At 59.5% G+C, this 16,946-nt stretch carries 15 protein-coding genes; 10 read left to right on the forward strand and 5 right to left on the reverse strand.

The window, feature by feature from the left end; all coding sequences use genetic code 11:
• The first annotated feature begins 96 nt into the window (after positions 1–96).
• The 4 genes from HUW52_RS18345 to cobM all read left to right on the forward strand — a co-directional run bounded on the left by HUW52_RS18345 (position 97) and on the right by cobM (position 2,245).
• The gene (locus HUW52_RS18345; protein WP_016983301.1) at positions 97–294 is read left to right on the forward strand and encodes a CbtB domain-containing protein; all 198 of its coding nucleotides are present in this window, start codon (positions 97–99) and stop codon (positions 292–294) included.
• An 11-nt stretch (positions 295–305) separates the two neighbouring features.
• The gene (locus HUW52_RS18350) at positions 306–1,007 is read left to right on the forward strand and encodes a CbtA family protein (RefSeq protein ID WP_175554482.1); all 702 of its coding nucleotides are present in this window, start codon (positions 306–308) and stop codon (positions 1,005–1,007) included.
• The gene (locus HUW52_RS18355) at positions 1,004–1,417 is read left to right on the forward strand and encodes a cobalamin biosynthesis protein (RefSeq protein ID WP_016983299.1); all 414 of its coding nucleotides are present in this window, start codon (positions 1,004–1,006) and stop codon (positions 1,415–1,417) included. Before HUW52_RS18350 ends, HUW52_RS18355 begins: the two co-directional genes overlap by 4 nt.
• A gap of 81 nt (positions 1,418–1,498) precedes the next feature.
• On the forward strand, positions 1,499–2,245 hold the full coding sequence (cobM, locus tag HUW52_RS18360) for a precorrin-4 C(11)-methyltransferase (protein WP_016983298.1): 747 nt from the start codon (positions 1,499–1,501) through the stop codon (positions 2,243–2,245).
• A 144-nt stretch (positions 2,246–2,389) separates the two neighbouring features.
• Here the strand turns inward: cobM and nfuA are convergent, their stop codons facing one another.
• The 3 genes from nfuA to HUW52_RS18375 form a co-directional block, all read right to left on the reverse strand.
• A complete protein-coding gene (nfuA, locus tag HUW52_RS18365) occupies positions 2,390–2,974 on the reverse strand; it encodes a Fe-S biogenesis protein NfuA (RefSeq protein ID WP_007912592.1) in 585 nt (194 codons plus the stop codon).
• A gap of 57 nt (positions 2,975–3,031) precedes the next feature.
• On the reverse strand, positions 3,032–4,054 hold the full coding sequence (locus HUW52_RS18370) for an acyltransferase (protein WP_175554483.1): 1,023 nt from the start codon (positions 4,052–4,054) through the stop codon (positions 3,032–3,034).
• A 184-nt stretch (positions 4,055–4,238) separates the two neighbouring features.
• Positions 4,239–6,521 (reverse strand): fatty acid cis/trans isomerase, encoded by a 2,283-nt coding sequence (locus HUW52_RS18375; protein WP_175554484.1) that lies wholly within the window; start codon positions 6,519–6,521, stop codon positions 4,239–4,241.
• Positions 6,522–6,675: 154 nt separating this feature from the next.
• Here HUW52_RS18375 and metH point away from each other — a divergent pair, with 154 nt between their 5' ends.
• Positions 6,676–10,386 (forward strand): methionine synthase, encoded by a 3,711-nt coding sequence (metH, locus tag HUW52_RS18380; protein WP_175554485.1) that lies wholly within the window; start codon positions 6,676–6,678, stop codon positions 10,384–10,386.
• A 194-nt stretch (positions 10,387–10,580) separates the two neighbouring features.
• Entirely contained in the window at positions 10,581–10,799 is a 219-nt protein-coding gene (locus HUW52_RS18385) for a DUF2970 domain-containing protein (protein ID WP_016983294.1), read from the forward strand.
• 5 nt (positions 10,800–10,804) lie between these two features.
• On the opposite strand, the gene HUW52_RS18390 is transcribed toward HUW52_RS18385, so the two are convergent.
• A complete protein-coding gene (locus HUW52_RS18390) occupies positions 10,805–11,878 on the reverse strand; it encodes an ABC transporter substrate-binding protein (protein WP_175554486.1) in 1,074 nt (357 codons plus the stop codon).
• A 526-nt stretch (positions 11,879–12,404) separates the two neighbouring features.
• Between HUW52_RS18390 and HUW52_RS18395 the strand changes: the two genes are divergently transcribed.
• Both HUW52_RS18395 and HUW52_RS18400 read left to right on the forward strand, forming a co-directional pair.
• The gene (locus HUW52_RS18395; protein ID WP_007912574.1) at positions 12,405–14,063 is read left to right on the forward strand and encodes a nitrite/sulfite reductase; all 1,659 of its coding nucleotides are present in this window, start codon (positions 12,405–12,407) and stop codon (positions 14,061–14,063) included.
• A complete protein-coding gene (locus HUW52_RS18400) occupies positions 14,047–14,541 on the forward strand; it encodes a DUF934 domain-containing protein (RefSeq protein WP_038368934.1) in 495 nt (164 codons plus the stop codon). Before HUW52_RS18395 ends, HUW52_RS18400 begins: the two co-directional genes overlap by 17 nt.
• Positions 14,542–14,609: 68 nt before the next feature.
• On the opposite strand, the gene sohB is transcribed toward HUW52_RS18400, so the two are convergent.
• The gene (gene sohB / locus HUW52_RS18405) at positions 14,610–15,641 is read right to left on the reverse strand and encodes a protease SohB (RefSeq protein ID WP_175554487.1); all 1,032 of its coding nucleotides are present in this window, start codon (positions 15,639–15,641) and stop codon (positions 14,610–14,612) included.
• 204 nt (positions 15,642–15,845) lie between these two features.
• Between sohB and HUW52_RS18410 the strand changes: the two genes are divergently transcribed.
• Together HUW52_RS18410 and HUW52_RS18415 are read left to right on the forward strand one after the other, a co-directional pair.
• The gene (locus HUW52_RS18410; RefSeq protein ID WP_175554488.1) at positions 15,846–16,556 is read left to right on the forward strand and encodes a histidine phosphatase family protein; all 711 of its coding nucleotides are present in this window, start codon (positions 15,846–15,848) and stop codon (positions 16,554–16,556) included.
• A 50-nt stretch (positions 16,557–16,606) separates the two neighbouring features.
• Positions 16,607–16,924 carry an SCP2 sterol-binding domain-containing protein gene (locus HUW52_RS18415; protein ID WP_095126376.1) on the forward strand — a complete coding sequence of 106 codons (318 nt, stop codon included), beginning with the start codon at positions 16,607–16,609 and terminating at the stop codon, positions 16,922–16,924.
• The last annotated feature ends 22 nt before the right edge of the window (positions 16,925–16,946 follow it).

A 16,946-nucleotide genomic window follows, 5' to 3' on the forward strand; every position in this document is an offset into this window, starting at 1 on the left:
CCGCGGTGGGCGGGCGCTGTTCGAACCTCTGCGAGCCCGACCCGCAGGGGTTTTCATGCGCTCGATTCACCCACTGACATTCCAGAGGGAAGCGCCATGTCGATCATCAGCAGCACCGGCAGCAACACGGACAAAATTTCCAGCACCACCACCCTTAGCCAACGCCTGACCGCCGCGATCTTCGCGTCGATCCTCGGCGCCAGCCTGGTCTACTTCGCCGGTTTCTCGCACATCGAAGCGGTGCACAACGCCGCCCACGATACCCGCCACAGCGCCGCGTTCCCGTGCCACTGAGACCTGCCGACATGATCAAGCGTATTGCGCAAACCGCAGGTTTCACCGGTCTGCTGGCCGCCCTGCTCCTCACTCTGCTGCAAAGCTTCTGGGTCTCGCCGCTGATTCTGCAGGCGGAAACCTTCGAGAAAGCCGAACCGGTGGCTGAAGTTCACGAACACGCCGCCGGCACCGCTGCGCACACCCACGATGCTGAAGCCTGGGAACCGGAAGACGGTTGGCAGCGCGTGGTCTCGACCACGGGCGGCAATCTGGTGGTAGCCGTCGGTTTCGCCCTGATGCTCGCGGGCCTGTACACCCTGCGCGCCCCGACCAAAACCTCGCAAGGCCTGCTCTGGGGACTGGCCGGTTACGCCACATTCGTACTGGCACCGACGATGGGCCTGCCACCTGAATTGCCCGGCACCGCTGCGGCCGATCTGGCTTCGCGGCAGACGTGGTGGATCGGCACGGCCGCTTCGACCGCTGCCGGCCTGGCTCTCATCGTGTTCAGCCGTCACTGGCTGATGAAGATCCTCGGCGTGGCGATTCTTGCCGTACCGCACGTGATCGGCGCACCGCAGCCGGAAGTGCATTCGATGCTCGCACCCGAGGCATTGGAAGCGCAGTTCAAAATCGCTTCGCAGCTGACCAACGTCGCGTTCTGGCTGGCCCTGGGCCTGATCAGCGCCTGGTTGTTCCGCCGCAAAAACGCTGGCCAATACCACGCATGACCAATGACAGCGCAGCGCCGACCTTCGTGGTCGGCCTGGGCTGCCAGCGCGGCTGCCCGGCCAGCACGCTGCGCGCCTTGCTTGATCAGGCATTACAGGCACATCGCATTGAACTGGAAGCGGTCAAGGCGCTGGCCAGCATCGACTTGAAACGGGATGAACCCGGCCTACAGGAGCTGGCTGCCCAGTTAGCCTTGCCACTGCTGTATTTCAGCAGTGAAGAACTCGCCAGTTACCAGCAACGACTCAGTCACCATTCGCAAATCGCCTACGAACGAACCGGCTGCTACGGCGTTGCCGAGAGTGCTGCGCTGGCCCTCGCCGAACAGTTGATTCAGGCTCCGGCAAAACTGCTGATTTCCCGGCAAAAATACGCTCAGGCAACACTGGCATTGGCCGGCGCGGCGTAAAGTCCCGATAATCCCCGCCATTGATCATGAGCGTTGCTCATCTGCAACGCGGTCGTGCCCTCTTTTACTCAGGATTCAACGATGACTGTCTACTTCATCGGCGCCGGCCCCGGCGACCCGGAATTGATCACTATCAAAGGCCAGCGGCTGATCCGCAGCTGCCCGGTGATTATCTACGCAGGTTCGCTGGTGCCAGCGGCGGTGCTCGACGGCCATCAGGCCGAGACGGTGGTCAACAGCGCTGAATTGCATCTGGAGCAGATCATCGAACTTATCAAGACCGCGCATGCCAAGGGTCAGGATGTGGCGCGGGTGCACTCCGGCGATCCGAGTCTGTATGGCGCGATCGGTGAGCAGATCCGTTATCTGCGTGAGCTGAATATTCCATTCGAGATCATTCCCGGCGTGACTGCGACCGCAGCCTGTGCGGCATTGCTTGGGGCGGAGTTGACTCTGCCGGACGTGTCGCAAAGTGTGATTCTGACTCGCTACGCCGACAAGACAGCCATGCCGGCAGGCGAAGAGCTCGGCAATCTGGCGCAGCATGGCGCGACCATGGCGATTCATTTGGGGGTCAACCATCTGGAGAAGATTCTGGCGGAACTGCTGCCGCATTACGGCGCGGATTGCCCGATTGCGGTGATTCACCGGGCGACGTGGCCGGATCAGGATTGGGTGGTGGGGACGCTGGCGGATATCGCCGGAAAGGTTGAGGCCAAAGGGTTTCGGCGTACGGCGTTGATTCTGGTGGGCCGGGTGCTGGGCAGTGAGGTGTTTAGCGAATCATCGTTGTATCGCGCCGGGCATGCTCATCTCTATCGCCCATGAAGGCCCCTTCGCGAGCAGGCTCGCTCCCACATTTGATCGCATTCCAAATGTGGGAGCGAGCTTGCTCGCGAAGGCGTCATTAAATTTCACCCATAAAAAAACGGCGCTCACGGGGCGCCGTTTTTTATGTCCGCAGCGAACACCTTAGTAGTAGGCGTTTTCTTTCTGCGTGTGGTCGGTCACGTCGCGAACGCCCTTCAGCTCAGGGATGCGCTCGAGCAAGGTACGCTCGATGCCTTCCTTCAGGGTCACGTCCGCCTGGCCGCAGCCCTGGCAACCGCCACCGAACTGCAGCACGGCGATGCCGTCTTCAACCACATCGATCAGGCTGACCTGACCGCCGTGGCTGGCCAGCCCCGGGTTGATTTCGGTTTGCAGGTAGTAGTTGATGCGCTCGTTGACCGGGCTGTCGGCGTTGACCATCGGTACTTTGGCATTTGGCGCCTTGATGGTCAGCTGGCCGCCCATGCGGTCAGTGGCGTAATCGACAACGGCGTCATCGAGAAACGCTTCGCTGAAGTGATCGATATAAGCGGTGAAGCTTTTCAGCCCCAGCGCGGTGTCTTCAGGTTTTTCTTCGCCCGGCTTGCAGTAGGCAATACAGGTTTCGGCGTACTGGGTGCCAGGCTGGGTGATGAAGACGCGGATGCCGATGCCCGGGGTGTTCTGCTTGGAGAGCAGATCAGCCAGGTAATCGTGGGCGGCGTCGGTAATGGTAATAGCGGTCATGGAAACTCCTCGCAGGCTTGGGCGCAGTTTACGCCAATCGTTGCGCCGGACAAAGTCCTAGTATTTTTGTCGGGAAAGATTCTTGTCCGGCTTCTCATCAATCTGCGCCTTGAGCCAATGGTAACTGCGTTTTTCCACCCATTCGTAGCTCAACCACGAGCCAACGCCAATCGCCAGCGCACACACCACAAACATCAAATACGGGTTGATCGCGTAGCGCTGCGCGATAAATCCACCCGCCGACAGCACCAGAACGTGCATCAGATACACCGAATACGAGCAATCACCCAGCAGTTTGAGCACATGGCTGCGCTCGACATAACGCTCAAGTGAGATACACGCCATGACCAGCACTGCGCTCGGCACGCCCCAGTTCAGCAGCCTTGGCGCCGGCGCCAGGTGATAGATCATCAGCAGCGCTGCGCCGATCGCCAGCAGCGGCAGCCACAGGCCGGTGCCGATCCAGCCCCGGCGATAAAGCATGCCGATGCCAATCCCCAGTAGAAACTCGTAGACGATGTCCGAACGATAGAACTCACTGATCCAGCCAAACCCGGTCCAGGTCTGACACACGGCGAACAACAGCGCCGCAACCACCAACAACCGTACCTGCAAGCGAAACAGCAGCGCCCAGGCAAACAGCAGGTAGAACAGCATTTCGTAGTTGAGCGTCCAGCCGACATTCAGCGTCGGATAAATGCCGTAGCCGCCGGGGTTCTCAGTCGGAATGAACACCAGCGACAACAGCAGGTGCGCCCAATCCACGGTTTGATCCGGCAACAACGGCTGGGCGAACACCACCAGCAGCGCCATCAGCAGCGTGTACAGCCAGTACGCCGGGACAATGCGAAACAGCCGGTACAGCAGAAATCGCGCTGGCGGCAGCGGTTTGCTCTCGGTAGACAGGAAAATCACCAACCCGCTGATGACAAAGAAAATATCGACGCCCACCGCGCCTTTGTCGATAAACAGTTGGCCGATCGGCCCGCGCGCTTTGAAGTCGAAGAAAATCTGCATGAAGTGGTGGCAGACCACCGTCCACGCGGCCAGCGCACGCAGGGCTTGCACTGAAATCAACATCGGCCGCTCCCGTCCACAATTCCTGAAACCACCGCAGATCCCTTGTAGGAGTGAGCCTGCTCGCGATGGCGGCGGCACATTCAACATCTCCAGTGCCTGATTTTCCGCTATCGCGAGCAGGCTCACTCCTACAGGGGTTTTGCGGTGTTGCTTGAAACTGTGACAGTCGGCCAATCTCAAACGATCAAAGATTCTCGTAGCGGTTCATATCCAGCACGCCCTCTTCCACCGGATCGGTTTCGTGCAGGTATTGGCTCAGATCGTGGAAATAGAACCAGAATTGCGGGTGACTGCGCCGAATACCCCAGCGTTCGACGATTTTCTCGAAACGATTGCCGTCCTTGGCGTTTTCCATTGCATCAACAAACTCGGGGACTTGATCGGCCGGAATGTTGAAAATGAAGTTCGGATAACTGCTGAGCACGCCCGGAAAAATGGTAATTGTGTCCAGCCCAGGCTGATAGCGCAGCGACTCACCGAGCAGGAACGCCACATTGCTGTGCGCGCGGTTGCGCAACAGGCTGTAGACCTCGCGTTTGCCGCTGGCAGTTTCAATGCGCAGCATGGTCGCTTCCGGCAACTGGTCGATGACCTTCAAACCGGCGGCCGGGCGCGAGGTCAGGCGACTCAGCGCCTGTTCGGCATTTTGCAGCGCCGGCTCGATGTTCGGCCGCGAGCAATAAGCGCCGTCGCAACGGTTGATCGGATCGGGCCGTGCATTGAGATCGCCGTAACGCGCGAGTAATTGCATGGCGAAGTCGTATTTCGGGTCTTTTTCGTCGAGCTTCAGCGCGGTCGGCTTATCGTCGTCAATCGCCTCATAATCGAGCCACATCTTGAACTGGCCGCTGCTCTGATACCAATCGTCGAGGTAATCCTCACGGGAATCGGCCGGCATCAGGCGCAGGAAGTTTTGCTCGGCGCCGTTGCGGATCAGGTCGAAATACAGACGGGTTTGCGCCTGATGCGAGACGTTGCCGAACACATCAAAGTTGACCGCCAACTGGTAATAGGTGCGCTCGAGCAAGGGATAGTCAAACAGCCACATCGTTTGCGGCACCTCGCCGATCAGGCCTTTGGTCACCGAAGCGCTGTCGAAGTGGCGGAAAATGCTCAGCAACGCGTTGTCATTGCCGGCCCACAGTGTCGACCAGCTCGGCGCGGGCAGATCGGCGTAGCTGTCGCGGCGCAAGGCCTCGTACTCGTTTCGCTTGTCGCGATAGTTGCGCCACAAGCTGAGGACGCTGCCGACATCGTCGTTCTGTCCCGGCATGGCCAGCAGCGGCGTGGCCTGGCCGCGATAGTTCGGGTCGGTGATATAGAGGTCGTGTTCCGGTGCCTGGAACAGTGCCCAGAAGTTGTCGCGGATCACGTCCGTGGCGATCTGCCCCCGGCACACCGGCCCACGAATAAAGGTGCGGACAAAGTATTCGGCGTTATCAAGCATGAACTGATAACGCGCCTGCGCCGGAATCGCCTCGAACGTGGCAAACGGATTGGCGCGGCTCTGCGGGCCGTAACCGGGCAGCGCATTGACCTGCCAGTTGCCGCTGTAGAACAGGCTTTTGACCCGCGCCATCTTCGCCGCGCTCAGCGGGTAGGTGATGTGGGTTTTATGCACGATCACGCCCTGCACCGGCCACAAGCGGTAATACACCTGGGTGCCCGGATCGTCATTCGGACGACGGGTGGCGATCAGGTCGATCGGCTGGCCAGTCGGTGTGCGCGAACGCACCCACTGGAAGTAATGCCCCGGCTCGCCATCCTTGAAATAGAGGTGCGCGAGGTACAAGTGCTCGTACAGCCAGCGTCCGACCAGACTCTGCCGGGCGCCGGGAGTATTGAGCAGGTTTTCCCACTGGACGATTTGCAGTGCCTCTTTGGCGCTCGGTGCCAGGCCTTGCTCATCAATCGGCGCACCAGAGGCCAGCCAGCGCTGCAGCGTCTGATATTGCTGATCGGTCAGCCCGGTGACCGCCAGCGGCATGCCTTCTTTCGGATGAGCGCCGGCGTAGCCTTCGAACTCGGCGGGCAGCGCGCACATGTTCTCGCGATTCAGGCCCAGCACGATGTCTTGCGGGAGTTTGGCGTTCGGTGTCAGCGGCGTCTTGTGCCCGAGTTCGAGCATGCGCGCCATCAGCGCCGCCTGACTGCCCTGCGCATCGAGCACTGAATAGAAGTCTTTCTGCTGCCAGGCACGTTTGCCAAAGGCGTCGTAGAACAGCCGAGTAGTCGGTGCCGCTTGTGTGCGCTCGCCATCGTAGACCGGCATTTTGCTCGCACCACGGGCGGCGCCTTCGCCACTGCCCAGATTGAGCTGACACGCCGAGTCGTAACACGCATGGCAGGCCACGCACTTCTCGGTGAAGATCGGTTGAATATCACGGCTGTACGAGATCGTGGGCTCTTGCGCCACGGCGCCCCAGCTGAGAAACAGCAACACAAAACCAATGACGCGGTAAGACATGCTGCTGATCCCGATTGTAAAAAAACGCCGTGAGTCTACAGTATGACGCTCGTACCAACATGAGCGATATTCATGCAAAAGCCCCGCATGCTCCAAAAGCGCACAGGTTTGCTATGATCCCGCTCCTTCGTAATGGTCTTTCCGAGTAGTCCAAATGTCCGATCGCAGCGTCCGCCTTCAAGCTCTCAAGCAAGCTCTCAAAGAGCGCATCCTGATACTCGACGGCGGTATGGGCACGATGATCCAGAGCTACAAGCTCGAAGAGCAGGATTATCGCGGCAAACGCTTCGCGGACTGGCCGAGTGACGTCAAGGGCAACAACGACCTGTTGGTGCTCACCCGTCCCGACGTGATCGGCGGCATCGAAAAAGCCTACCTGGATGCCGGCGCCGACATCCTCGAAACCAACACCTTCAACGCCACGCGCATTTCCATGGCCGACTACGGCATGGAAGAACAGGCCTACGAGTTAAACGTAGAAGGCGCGCGTCTGGCGCGCAAGGTCGCCGACGCCAAGACCGCCGAGAACCCGGACAAGCCGCGTTTCGTCGCCGGCGTGCTCGGCCCGACCAGCCGCACCTGCTCGCTGTCGCCGGACGTCAACAACCCCGGCTATCGCAACGTCACCTTTGATGAGCTGGTGGAAAACTACACCGAAGCCACCAAAGGTCTGATCGAGGGCGGCGCCGACCTGATCCTGATCGAAACCATTTTCGACACCCTCAACGCCAAAGCAGCGATCTTCGCCGTGCAAGGCGTGTTCGAAGAGCTGCACATCGAACTGCCGATCATGATTTCCGGGACCATCACCGATGCCTCCGGCCGGACCCTGTCGGGCCAGACCACCGAAGCGTTCTGGAACTCGGTGGCACACGCCAAGCCAATCTCGGTCGGCCTCAACTGCGCGCTCGGCGCGAGCGAATTGCGTCCGTACCTGGAAGAGCTGTCGAACAAGGCCAGCGCCCACGTTTCCGCGCACCCGAACGCCGGCCTGCCGAACGAATTCGGCGAGTACGACGAACTGCCGTCGGAAACCGCCAAAGTCATCGAAGAGTTCGCCCAGAGCGGCTTCCTCAACATCGTCGGCGGTTGCTGCGGCACCACGCCGGGGCACATTGAAGCCATCGCCAAAGCTGTTGCCGGTTACGCGCCGCGTCAGATTCCGGACATTCCCAAGGCTTGCCGCCTCTCGGGTCTGGAGCCGTTCACCATCGATCGCAGTTCGCTGTTCGTTAACGTCGGCGAGCGCACCAACATCACCGGTTCGGCGAAGTTCGCCCGCCTGATCCGTGAAGACAACTACACCGAAGCGCTGGAAGTCGCCCTGCAACAGGTCGAGGCCGGTGCGCAGGTGATCGACATCAACATGGACGAAGGCATGCTCGATTCGAAGAAGGCCATGGTGACCTTCCTCAATCTGATTGCCGGCGAACCGGACATCTCGCGCGTCCCGATCATGATCGACTCCTCCAAGTGGGAAGTGATCGAGGCCGGCCTCAAGTGCATTCAGGGCAAGGGCATCGTCAACTCGATCAGCATGAAAGAAGGCGTCGAGCAGTTCATCCATCACGCCAAACTGTGCAAGCGTTACGGCGCGGCAGTGGTGGTGATGGCGTTCGACGAAGCCGGCCAGGCCGACACCGAAGCGCGCAAGAAAGAGATCTGCAAACGCTCCTACGACATTCTGGTCAACGAAGTCGGCTTCCCGCCGGAAGACATCATCTTCGACCCGAACATCTTCGCCGTCGCCACCGGCATCGAAGAACACAACAACTACGCAGTCGACTTCATCAACGCCTGTGCCTACATCCGCGACGAACTGCCGTATGCGCTGACCTCGGGCGGCGTGTCCAACGTGTCGTTCTCGTTCCGGGGCAACAACCCGGTGCGTGAGGCGATCCACTCGGTGTTCCTGCTGTATGCGATCCGCGCCGGCCTGACCATGGGCATCGTCAACGCCGGTCAACTGGAGATCTACGACCAGATCCCGCAGGAACTGCGCGACGCCGTTGAAGACGTGGTGCTCAACCGCACGCCAAACGGCACCGACGCCCTCCTCGCCATTGCCGACAAGTACAAGGGCGACGGCAGCGTCAAGGAAGCCGAGACCGAAGAGTGGCGCAGCTGGGAGGTCAACAAGCGTCTGGAGCATGCGCTGGTCAAAGGCATCACCACGCACATCGTTGAAGACACCGAAGAATCGCGTCAGTCGTTCGCCCGCCCGATCGAAGTCATCGAAGGCCCGCTGATGTCCGGCATGAACATCGTTGGCGATCTGTTCGGCGCTGGCAAAATGTTCCTCCCGCAAGTGGTGAAATCCGCCCGGGTGATGAAGCAGGCCGTGGCGCACCTGATCCCGTTCATCGAACTGGAAAAAGGCGACAAGCCGGAAGCCAAGGGCAAGATCCTCATGGCGACCGTGAAAGGCGACGTGCATGACATCGGCAAGAACATTGTCGGCGTGGTGCTCGGTTGCAACGGCTATGACATCGTCGACCTCGGCGTGATGGTGCCGGCAGAGAAGATCCTGCAGGTGGCCAAAGAGCAGAAGTGCGACATCATCGGTCTCTCTGGTCTGATCACGCCGTCGCTGGATGAAATGGTTCACGTCGCTCGCGAGATGCAGCGTCAGGACTTCCATCTGCCGCTGATGATCGGTGGCGCGACCACCTCCAAAGCGCACACGGCGGTGAAGATCGAGCCGAAGTACAGCAACGATGCCGTGGTTTACGTGACCGACGCCTCCCGCGCGGTGGGTGTGGCTACGCAACTGCTGTCGAAGGAATTGAAGGCCGGTTTCGTCGAGAAGACGCGCCTGGAATACGTTGAAGTGCGTGAACGCACCGCCAACCGCAGCGCCCGCACCGAGCGCTTGAGCTACGCAGCAGCCATCGCCAAGAAACCCCAGTTTGACTGGGCGACTTATGAGCCGGTCAAACCGACGTTTACCGGCAGCAAGGTGCTGGACAACATCGATCTCAAGGTGCTGGCCGAATACATCGACTGGACGCCGTTCTTCATCTCTTGGGATCTGGCTGGCAAATTCCCGCGCATCCTCGAAGACGAAGTGGTCGGTGAAGCCGCCACCGCGTTGTACAAGGACGCGCAGGAAATGCTCGCCAAACTGATCGACGAGAAGCTGATCAGCGCCCGCGCGGTGTTCGGCTTCTGGCCGGCCAATCAGGTGCATGACGACGATATCGAACTGTACGGCGATGACGGCCAGCCATTGGCCAAGCTGCATCACCTGCGTCAGCAGATCATCAAGACCGACGGCAAGCCAAACTTCTCGCTGGCCGACTTCGTTGCACCGAAGGACAGCGAAGTGACCGACTACGTCGGTGGTTTCATCACTACCGCTGGTATCGGCGCCGAAGAAGTGGCCAAGGCTTATCAGGACGCTGGCGACGACTACAACTCGATCATGGTCAAAGCGCTGGCCGACCGTTTGGCTGAAGCGTGCGCCGAATGGCTGCACCAGCAAGTGCGTAAAGAGCACTGGGGTTATGCCAAGGACGAAACCCTCGACAACGAAGCGCTGATCAAAGAGCAATACAGCGGCATCCGCCCTGCCCCGGGTTATCCGGCGTGCCCGGATCACACCGAGAAAGCCGCGCTGTTCGCCCTGCTCGACCCGGAAGCGGAAGAAATGCGTGCCGGCCGCAGCGGCGTGTTCCTCACCGAACACTATGCGATGTTCCCGGCGGCAGCAGTCAGCGGCTGGTACTTCGCCCACCCGCAGGCGCAGTACTTTGCCGTGGGCAAGGTCGACAAGGATCAAGTCGCCAGCTACACCTCGCGAAAAGGCCAGGAACTGAGCGTGACCGAGCGCTGGCTGGCGCCGAACCTGGGTTACGACAACTAATCCAGCTTCAACGCATCACCCTGTGGGAGCGAGCTTGCTCGCGAAGGCGTCATGTCATTCAACATTAGTACTGAATGATCGACCGCTTTCGCGAGCAAGTCGAATCGTCGCACCGTCGCTCCCACATTTGTTTTTGCGGTGCCCTTGAAAGGGTTGGCTATGCTTGTCTGACACACACGGCAGACGAGGGATTTATGGACGATCCAGTCGACAACAAACCGCCGACCTTCTGGCAGATGCTGCACAGCGTGATGGCGGCGGCGTTCGGGGTGCAGAGCGGCAAGAACCGGGCAAGGGACTTCACCCATGGCAAGCCCAGCCATTTCGTGATGCTGGGGATTCTGTTCACCGCGGTGTTTGCGTTGACGCTGTTTGCCATCGTCAAACTGGTGCTGCACTTCGCCGGGGTCTGACGCGCTCAGCGCATCAGGGTTTGCAGAGTAAAAGGGTAGCGATACGACTGCGGTTGTCCCTTGGCTGAGAGCTTGCGGAAATTTACTCCGTAGTTCGGCGACTCACCCATGGCCAGCATTTGTCGGGCGTGACGTTTGTCGATCAGTTGCAGCAACGGAATCTGCCGATCACGGCCGCCGTAACTATTCAAATCGACGCCCTGCTCGACGTCATGCAACTCGACCAACGCCCAGCCGCCAAGGGTGAAGTGTCCGCCGACCAACGCGCTCAGGCGCCCGTCAACCAGTGCCTGCAAAGCCGCCGGTGAAGTGTTGACCGCACTGAACAAGGCATCTTTGCCGGGGACTTTGCCGGTCTCGGTGAAAGCGCGCATCGCACCGAAAGCCATTTCATCATTGGCCGACCACACCAACGAAACCTTCGGGTAGCGGGCGAACAGCTGCTTGGCCTGTTCATAAGCGCGTTCTTGCATCCAGCCGCTGTACACCAGTTGCCGCAGGCGGATCTGTGGATGCTCGGCGAGTGCCCGCTGCATACCGCGCTCGCGCAGTTGCGCCGAGGGGGTGACCTTCAGCCCGGAGAACGCCAACACTTCAATCGGCTCAGTGCCTGGCGTTGACGGGTGCAGGCGAATCAGCTCCTTCATCATCAGGTAGCCGCCCTCCTCGTCGTTCGGCACCAGGCTGCCAATGCGGTCGTCACGCTCGCCGACCATGGCCTGCTGGTCAGCTGTCAGTGCGGCATTGACCATAAACAGCTTCACGCCGCTGTTCTCGGCCAGGCGCAGGATTTGCGGGGCGACATATTGTTCGTTGACGAAGACCAGGTACTCAGGCCGATTCGCCCCCTGCAACGCGACGCGCGCTTGAGCGAGGGTCAGTTCGGGCTGACGTTGTGAGTAGAGAATCTGCAGATCGATGCCCAGATCATGGGCGGCCGCTTGCATGAATTGCGAATAGCTGACCCAGAAGGCTTCTTGCGTCGAACCCGGATTCAAAAACAGCACAGACTCTGCCCGCGCGCCGGTCTGGAACAGCGCGCCGAACAACAGAAGACTGATATGGAAAAACTTGAACATGAAGCATCCGGGCCCAACGAAAAATGGCCGCGCATTATAGCCCTCGTTTCATCGGCTATTGATGCCTGATCCCGCTTTTTGTCCGACAATCTGTCGCAAGCGAGGCCCGGATGGGTCGTTTACTGATGGCTGACCCAGAATACCGCTGTCCCTACTACGAGAATGATCAGGAACAGAATGGCCCACGCATCGACACTGCTGTCGCTTTTTCTTGCCTTGGTCGGATTGCTCATTGCATCGCCTCTTGTCGGTTTTATCGGTGATTGCAGAAAGACTCGACCACAGTTAAGACGATGATTGTCCGCACGACAAATGTGGGTTAGTTGACAGCCATTCTCGTTAGGCGATTTGGTTCTTTACATATACTCAAACATCACTTTTGCGCATAACTGCAAACGGGTATATTGCCCCGGCTCCGTTAGGGAGTGCGCGGCCGTGCGCGCAGAATTGCAGAGGCACAATCGGACTCCAGCAAGCGAAAACGCAGTGCTACTCCGAATGGCCCAAGCCTGAGAACAGGACTTATATGTACGTATACGACGAGTACGATCAGCGGATCATCGAGGACCGCGTCAAGCAGTTCCGTGATCAGACCCGACGCTATCTGGCAGGTGAGCTGAGCGAAGAAGAATTCCGCCCCCTGCGCCTGCAAAATGGCCTGTACATCCAGCGCTTCGCGCCGATGTTGCGTGTGGCGGTGCCTTACGGCCAGCTGACTTCGCGTCAGACGCGCATGATGGCCAAGATTGCCCGCGACTACGACAAGGGCTACGCCCACATCAGTACGCGGCAGAACGTGCAGTTCAACTGGCCGGCGGTGGAAGACATCCCGGACATTCTGGCTGAACTGGCCACCGTGCAGATGCACGCGATCCAGACCAGCGGCAATTGCCTGCGCAACGTCACCACCGACCAGTTCGCCGGCGTTGCCGCCGACGAAGTGATCGATCCGCGCCCATGGTGCGAAATCGTCCGTCAGTGGACTACATTCCACCCGGAATTCGCCTACCTGCCGCGCAAATTCAAGATCGCCGTCAACGGTTCGACCGCTGACCGCGCCGCCATTGAAGTCCATGACATCGGCCTTGAGCCGGTACACAACGCCGCTGGCGAACTGGGTTTCCGCGTGCTGGTTGGCGGCGGCCTCGGTCGTACGCCGGTGGTTGGCGCATTCATCAACGAATTCCTGCCATGGCAGGACTTGTTGAGCTATCTCGACGCGATCCTGCGGGTGTACAACCGCTACGGCCGTCGCGACAACAAATACAAGGCGCGGATCAAGATCCTCGTCAAAGCCCTCACGCCGGAAGTGTTCGCACAGAAAGTCGATGCGGAAATGGAACACCTGCGCGGTGGCCAGACCACGCTGACCGACGCCGAACTGCAGCGTGTGGCCAAGCACTTCGTCGATCCGGACTACAAGGCGCTGGACAACCAGACCGCGCAACTGGCCGAGCTGGACAAAGAGCATCCGGGTTTCGCCCGCTGGCGTACCCGCAACACATTGGCGCACAAGAAGCCGGGCTATGTCGCGGTAACCCTGTCGCTGAAACCGACCGGCGTGGCGCCGGGCGACATCACCGACAAGCAGCTCGACGCCGTCGCCGATCTGGCCGACCGCTACAGCTTCGGTCAACTGCGCACCTCGCACGAACAGAACATCATTCTGGCCGACGTCGAGCAAAGCCAGCTGTTCACCCTGTGGGGCGAACTGCGTGAAGGCGGTTTCGCCACACCGAACATCGGCCTGCTGACCGACATCATCTGCTGCCCTGGCGGTGATTTCTGCTCGCTGGCCAACGCCAAGTCGATCCCGATCGCCGAATCGATCCAGCGTCGTTTCGACGACCTCGATTACTTGTTCGACATCGGCGAGCTGGACCTGAACATCTCCGGTTGCATGAACGCCTGCGGTCACCACCACGTCGGCCACATCGGCATCCTCGGCGTCGACAAGAAAGGCGAAGAGTTCTATCAGGTTTCCCTCGGCGGCAGTGCCAGCCGTGATGCGAGCCTGGGCAAGATCCTCGGCCCGTCCTTCGCTCAGGAAGCCATGCCTGACGTGATCTCGAAGCTGATCGACGTGTACGTTGAACAACGTACCGAAGACGAGCGCTTCATCGACACCTACCAGCGTATTGGCATCGACCTCTTCAAGGAACGCGTCTATGCAGCGAATCATTAAGAACAACGAGGTCGTCGACGAAACCTGGCACTTGCTGCCCAAGGATTTCAACATCGACGAGATCAGCAACTGCGACGACTTGATCGTGCCGTTGCAACTGTGGCGCGAACACAGCCGCATGCTCAAGGCCCGCGACGGTGGTCTGGGTGTCTGGCTGGACGCTGACGAAGAAGCCGAGGAAATCGGTGAAGACGTCGCCGAGTTTCAGGTGATTGCCTTGAACTTCCCGGCGTTCACCGACGGCCGCAATTACTCCAACGCCCGCCTGCTGCGCGACCGTTACGGTTTCAAAGGTGAGTTGCGGGCGATTGGCGACGTGCTGCGCGATCAGCTGTTCTACATGCATCGCTGCGGTTTTGATGCCTTCGCCATTCGCGCCGACAAAGACCCGTACGAAGCGCTTGAAGGCCTCAAGGACTTCTCGGTGACCTATCAGGCTGCCACTGACGAACCGCTGCCGCTGTTCCGTCGCCGCTAAGTCTTCAGGTTTAGCGCGGACAAAAAAACGCCGGTCATGTGACCGGCGTTTTTTTATGCCTGCCCGATTTACCAGAAGCGCTGCTGGGTCAGGCGACTCCACCAGCTCAGCAGTACGCGGTCTACCGAACCGCTGGCAGCCATGCCGATGCGCTCCTGCAAGCTTTTGCGCTCGGCGTAATGCAGGTGATAGACATCGGCCTTTTTCGCCCGGTCTGCCAGGTATTCATCGCTGGTCTTGAGTTCATCGACCAGTTGCTTATCCAGCGCCGCGACGCCGAGCCAGACTTCGCCGGTGGCGACATCGTCAATCGCCAGTTGCGGGCGATAGCGGGCGACGAAGTTCTTGAACAGTTGATGGGTGATGTCGAGGTCTTCCTGGAACTTCTCCCGGCCCTTCTCGGTGTTTTCGCCAAACACGGTCAGGGTGCGTTTGTACTCGCCGGCGGTGAGGACTTCAAAATCGATGTCGTGCTTCTTCAGCAAGCGGTTGACGTTGGGCAGCTGTGCAACCACGCCGATCGAGCCGAGAATCGCGAACGGCGCGCTGATGATCTTCTCGCCGATGCACGCCATCATGTAGCCGCCGCTGGCCGCAACCTTGTCGATGCACACGGTCAACGGCACGCCGGCTTCACGGATACGCGCCAATTGCGAGGATGCCAGACCGTAGCTGTGGACCATGCCGCCTCCGCTTTCCAGACGCAGGACCACTTCGTCTTTTGGCGTGGCCAAGGTCAGCAGCGCAGTGATTTCGTGGCGCAGGCTTTCGGTGGCGGAAGCTTTGATGTCGCCGTCGAAATCGAGGACGAATACGCGGGACTTGGCTTCGGGTTGTTTCTTCTGCTTCTTCGCGCTTTTCTCGGACTTGGCCTCGCCCTTGCGCAAAGCCTTGAGCTGATCCTTGTCGAGCAAGGTCTGCTCCAGGCGCTCACGCAGGCCCTTGTAGAAATCATTGAGTTTGCTGACCTGCAACTGACCGGCGGATTTGCGTCGGCCCTTGCTGCGCAATGCAGCAAAACTGGCAAGCACCACCAGAATGGCGATCACCAGGGTGACGGTCTTGGCCAGGAAACTGGCGTATTCGGTGAAAAACTCCACAGAGACTCCTTAGAACAGTGCGTGGATGTGAAACACACGCGGGATGGCTCCAGCATACCCATGCGCCGGCTCATCGGCCAGCCGTGAAACCTCTGGCAACACCCCTGTAACGGGCATTTCAAACAAGCGTATGTTTTTTCATTGACAGCTCCCCGTCATCCTCATAACCTCGCCAAACCTTCAACGTACCGGGATGACGCGGACGTGGGCAGCATCTACTTGATTCGACATGGCCAGGCCTCCTTTGGTGCAGACGACTATGACGTCCTGTCGCCAACCGGTGTGCGCCAGGCAGAAATTCTCGGTCAGCACCTCGCTGAACTGGGCATCAGCTTCGATCGCTGCCTCGCCGGAGACCTGCGCCGTCAGCAACACACGGCCACCAGCGCGCTGGAGCAATTCACTGCCAAAGGTCTGTCGGTGCCGATCCTGGAAACCGATTCTGCCTTCAACGAATTCGATGCCGACGCGGTGATCCGCGCCCTGCTCCCGGACATGCTGGCGGACGAGCCGGAAGCCCTCGAAATTCTGCGCAATGCCGCGCAGAACCGTGGCGAGTTCCAACGTATTTTTGCCCTGATCATCGAACGCTGGCTGGCCGGCACTTACGACACGCCGGGGCTGGAAAGCTGGCTGGGTTTCGTCGAACGCGTCCAGGCCGGGCTGCACCGAATTCTTGATCTGGCCGATAAAAACCAGAAAATCGCCGTGTTCACCTCCGGCGGCACCATCACCGCCCTGCTCCACCTCATTACGCAAATGCCTGCGAAACAGGCCTTTGAATTGAACTGGCAAATCGTCAACACCTCGCTCAACCAGCTGAAGTTCCGCGGTCGCGAGGTGGCTTTGGCCTCCTTCAACAGTCATGCACATCTGCAGCTGTTGAAGGTTCCGGAACTCATCACTTTCCGTTGAGTCCGGTTAACTGTGAACCTTGCTGTAATCAACCTCATAAGGATCGAACCATGACCTCCGTAGCCGATGCCGTAAAAGAAATGCAAGCCAAGTTCAACCCAGCCGCTGCTGCCGGTCTGGATCTGGTCTTCGGTTTCAACATCACTGACGAAGACAAGCAGTACTCGCTGATCGTCAAAGACGGCACCTGCGACATCCAGGAAGGCGAAAACCCGGACGCCAACTGCACACTGGTGCTGGACAGCGAAACCCTGAAAGGTATCGTCAGCGGCGAAACCGACGGCATGCAGGCTTTCATGGGCGGCAAGCTGCGCGTTGAAGGCGACATGATGCTGTCGATGAAGCTGTCCGAGCTGTTCCCGTCGTAATAGCGACGTTCAGTGACACGAA

The sequence above is a fragment of the Pseudomonas sp. 43A genome (assembly GCF_013363935.1).
GTDB classification, from domain to species: Bacteria; Pseudomonadota; Gammaproteobacteria; order Pseudomonadales; family Pseudomonadaceae; genus Aquipseudomonas; species Aquipseudomonas crudilactis.

What these genes read in the sequence shown, in the direction of transcription:
- nfuA (WP_007912592.1), bottom strand. Translation starts at nt 2,974, where the DNA reads ATGACCGCTATTACCATTACCGACGCCGCCCACGATTACCTGGCTGAT.
- HUW52_RS18375 (WP_175554484.1), bottom strand. Translation starts at nt 6,521, where the DNA reads ATGTCTTACCGCGTCATTGGTTTTGTGTTGCTGTTTCTCAGCTGGGGC.
- HUW52_RS18350 (WP_175554482.1), top strand. Translation starts at nt 306, where the DNA reads ATGATCAAGCGTATTGCGCAAACCGCAGGTTTCACCGGTCTGCTGGCC.
- HUW52_RS18395 (WP_007912574.1), top strand. Translation starts at nt 12,405, where the DNA reads ATGTACGTATACGACGAGTACGATCAGCGGATCATCGAGGACCGCGTC.
- HUW52_RS18385 (WP_016983294.1), top strand. Translation starts at nt 10,581, where the DNA reads ATGGACGATCCAGTCGACAACAAACCGCCGACCTTCTGGCAGATGCTG.
- HUW52_RS18370 (WP_175554483.1), bottom strand. Translation starts at nt 4,054, where the DNA reads ATGTTGATTTCAGTGCAAGCCCTGCGTGCGCTGGCCGCGTGGACGGTG.
- HUW52_RS18415 (WP_095126376.1), top strand. Translation starts at nt 16,607, where the DNA reads ATGACCTCCGTAGCCGATGCCGTAAAAGAAATGCAAGCCAAGTTCAAC.
- metH (WP_175554485.1), top strand. Translation starts at nt 6,676, where the DNA reads ATGTCCGATCGCAGCGTCCGCCTTCAAGCTCTCAAGCAAGCTCTCAAA.
- HUW52_RS18355 (WP_016983299.1), top strand. Translation starts at nt 1,004, where the DNA reads ATGACCAATGACAGCGCAGCGCCGACCTTCGTGGTCGGCCTGGGCTGC.
- HUW52_RS18400 (WP_038368934.1), top strand. Translation starts at nt 14,047, where the DNA reads ATGCAGCGAATCATTAAGAACAACGAGGTCGTCGACGAAACCTGGCAC.
- HUW52_RS18390 (WP_175554486.1), bottom strand. Translation starts at nt 11,878, where the DNA reads ATGTTCAAGTTTTTCCATATCAGTCTTCTGTTGTTCGGCGCGCTGTTC.
- cobM (WP_016983298.1), top strand. Translation starts at nt 1,499, where the DNA reads ATGACTGTCTACTTCATCGGCGCCGGCCCCGGCGACCCGGAATTGATC.
- HUW52_RS18345 (WP_016983301.1), top strand. Translation starts at nt 97, where the DNA reads ATGTCGATCATCAGCAGCACCGGCAGCAACACGGACAAAATTTCCAGC.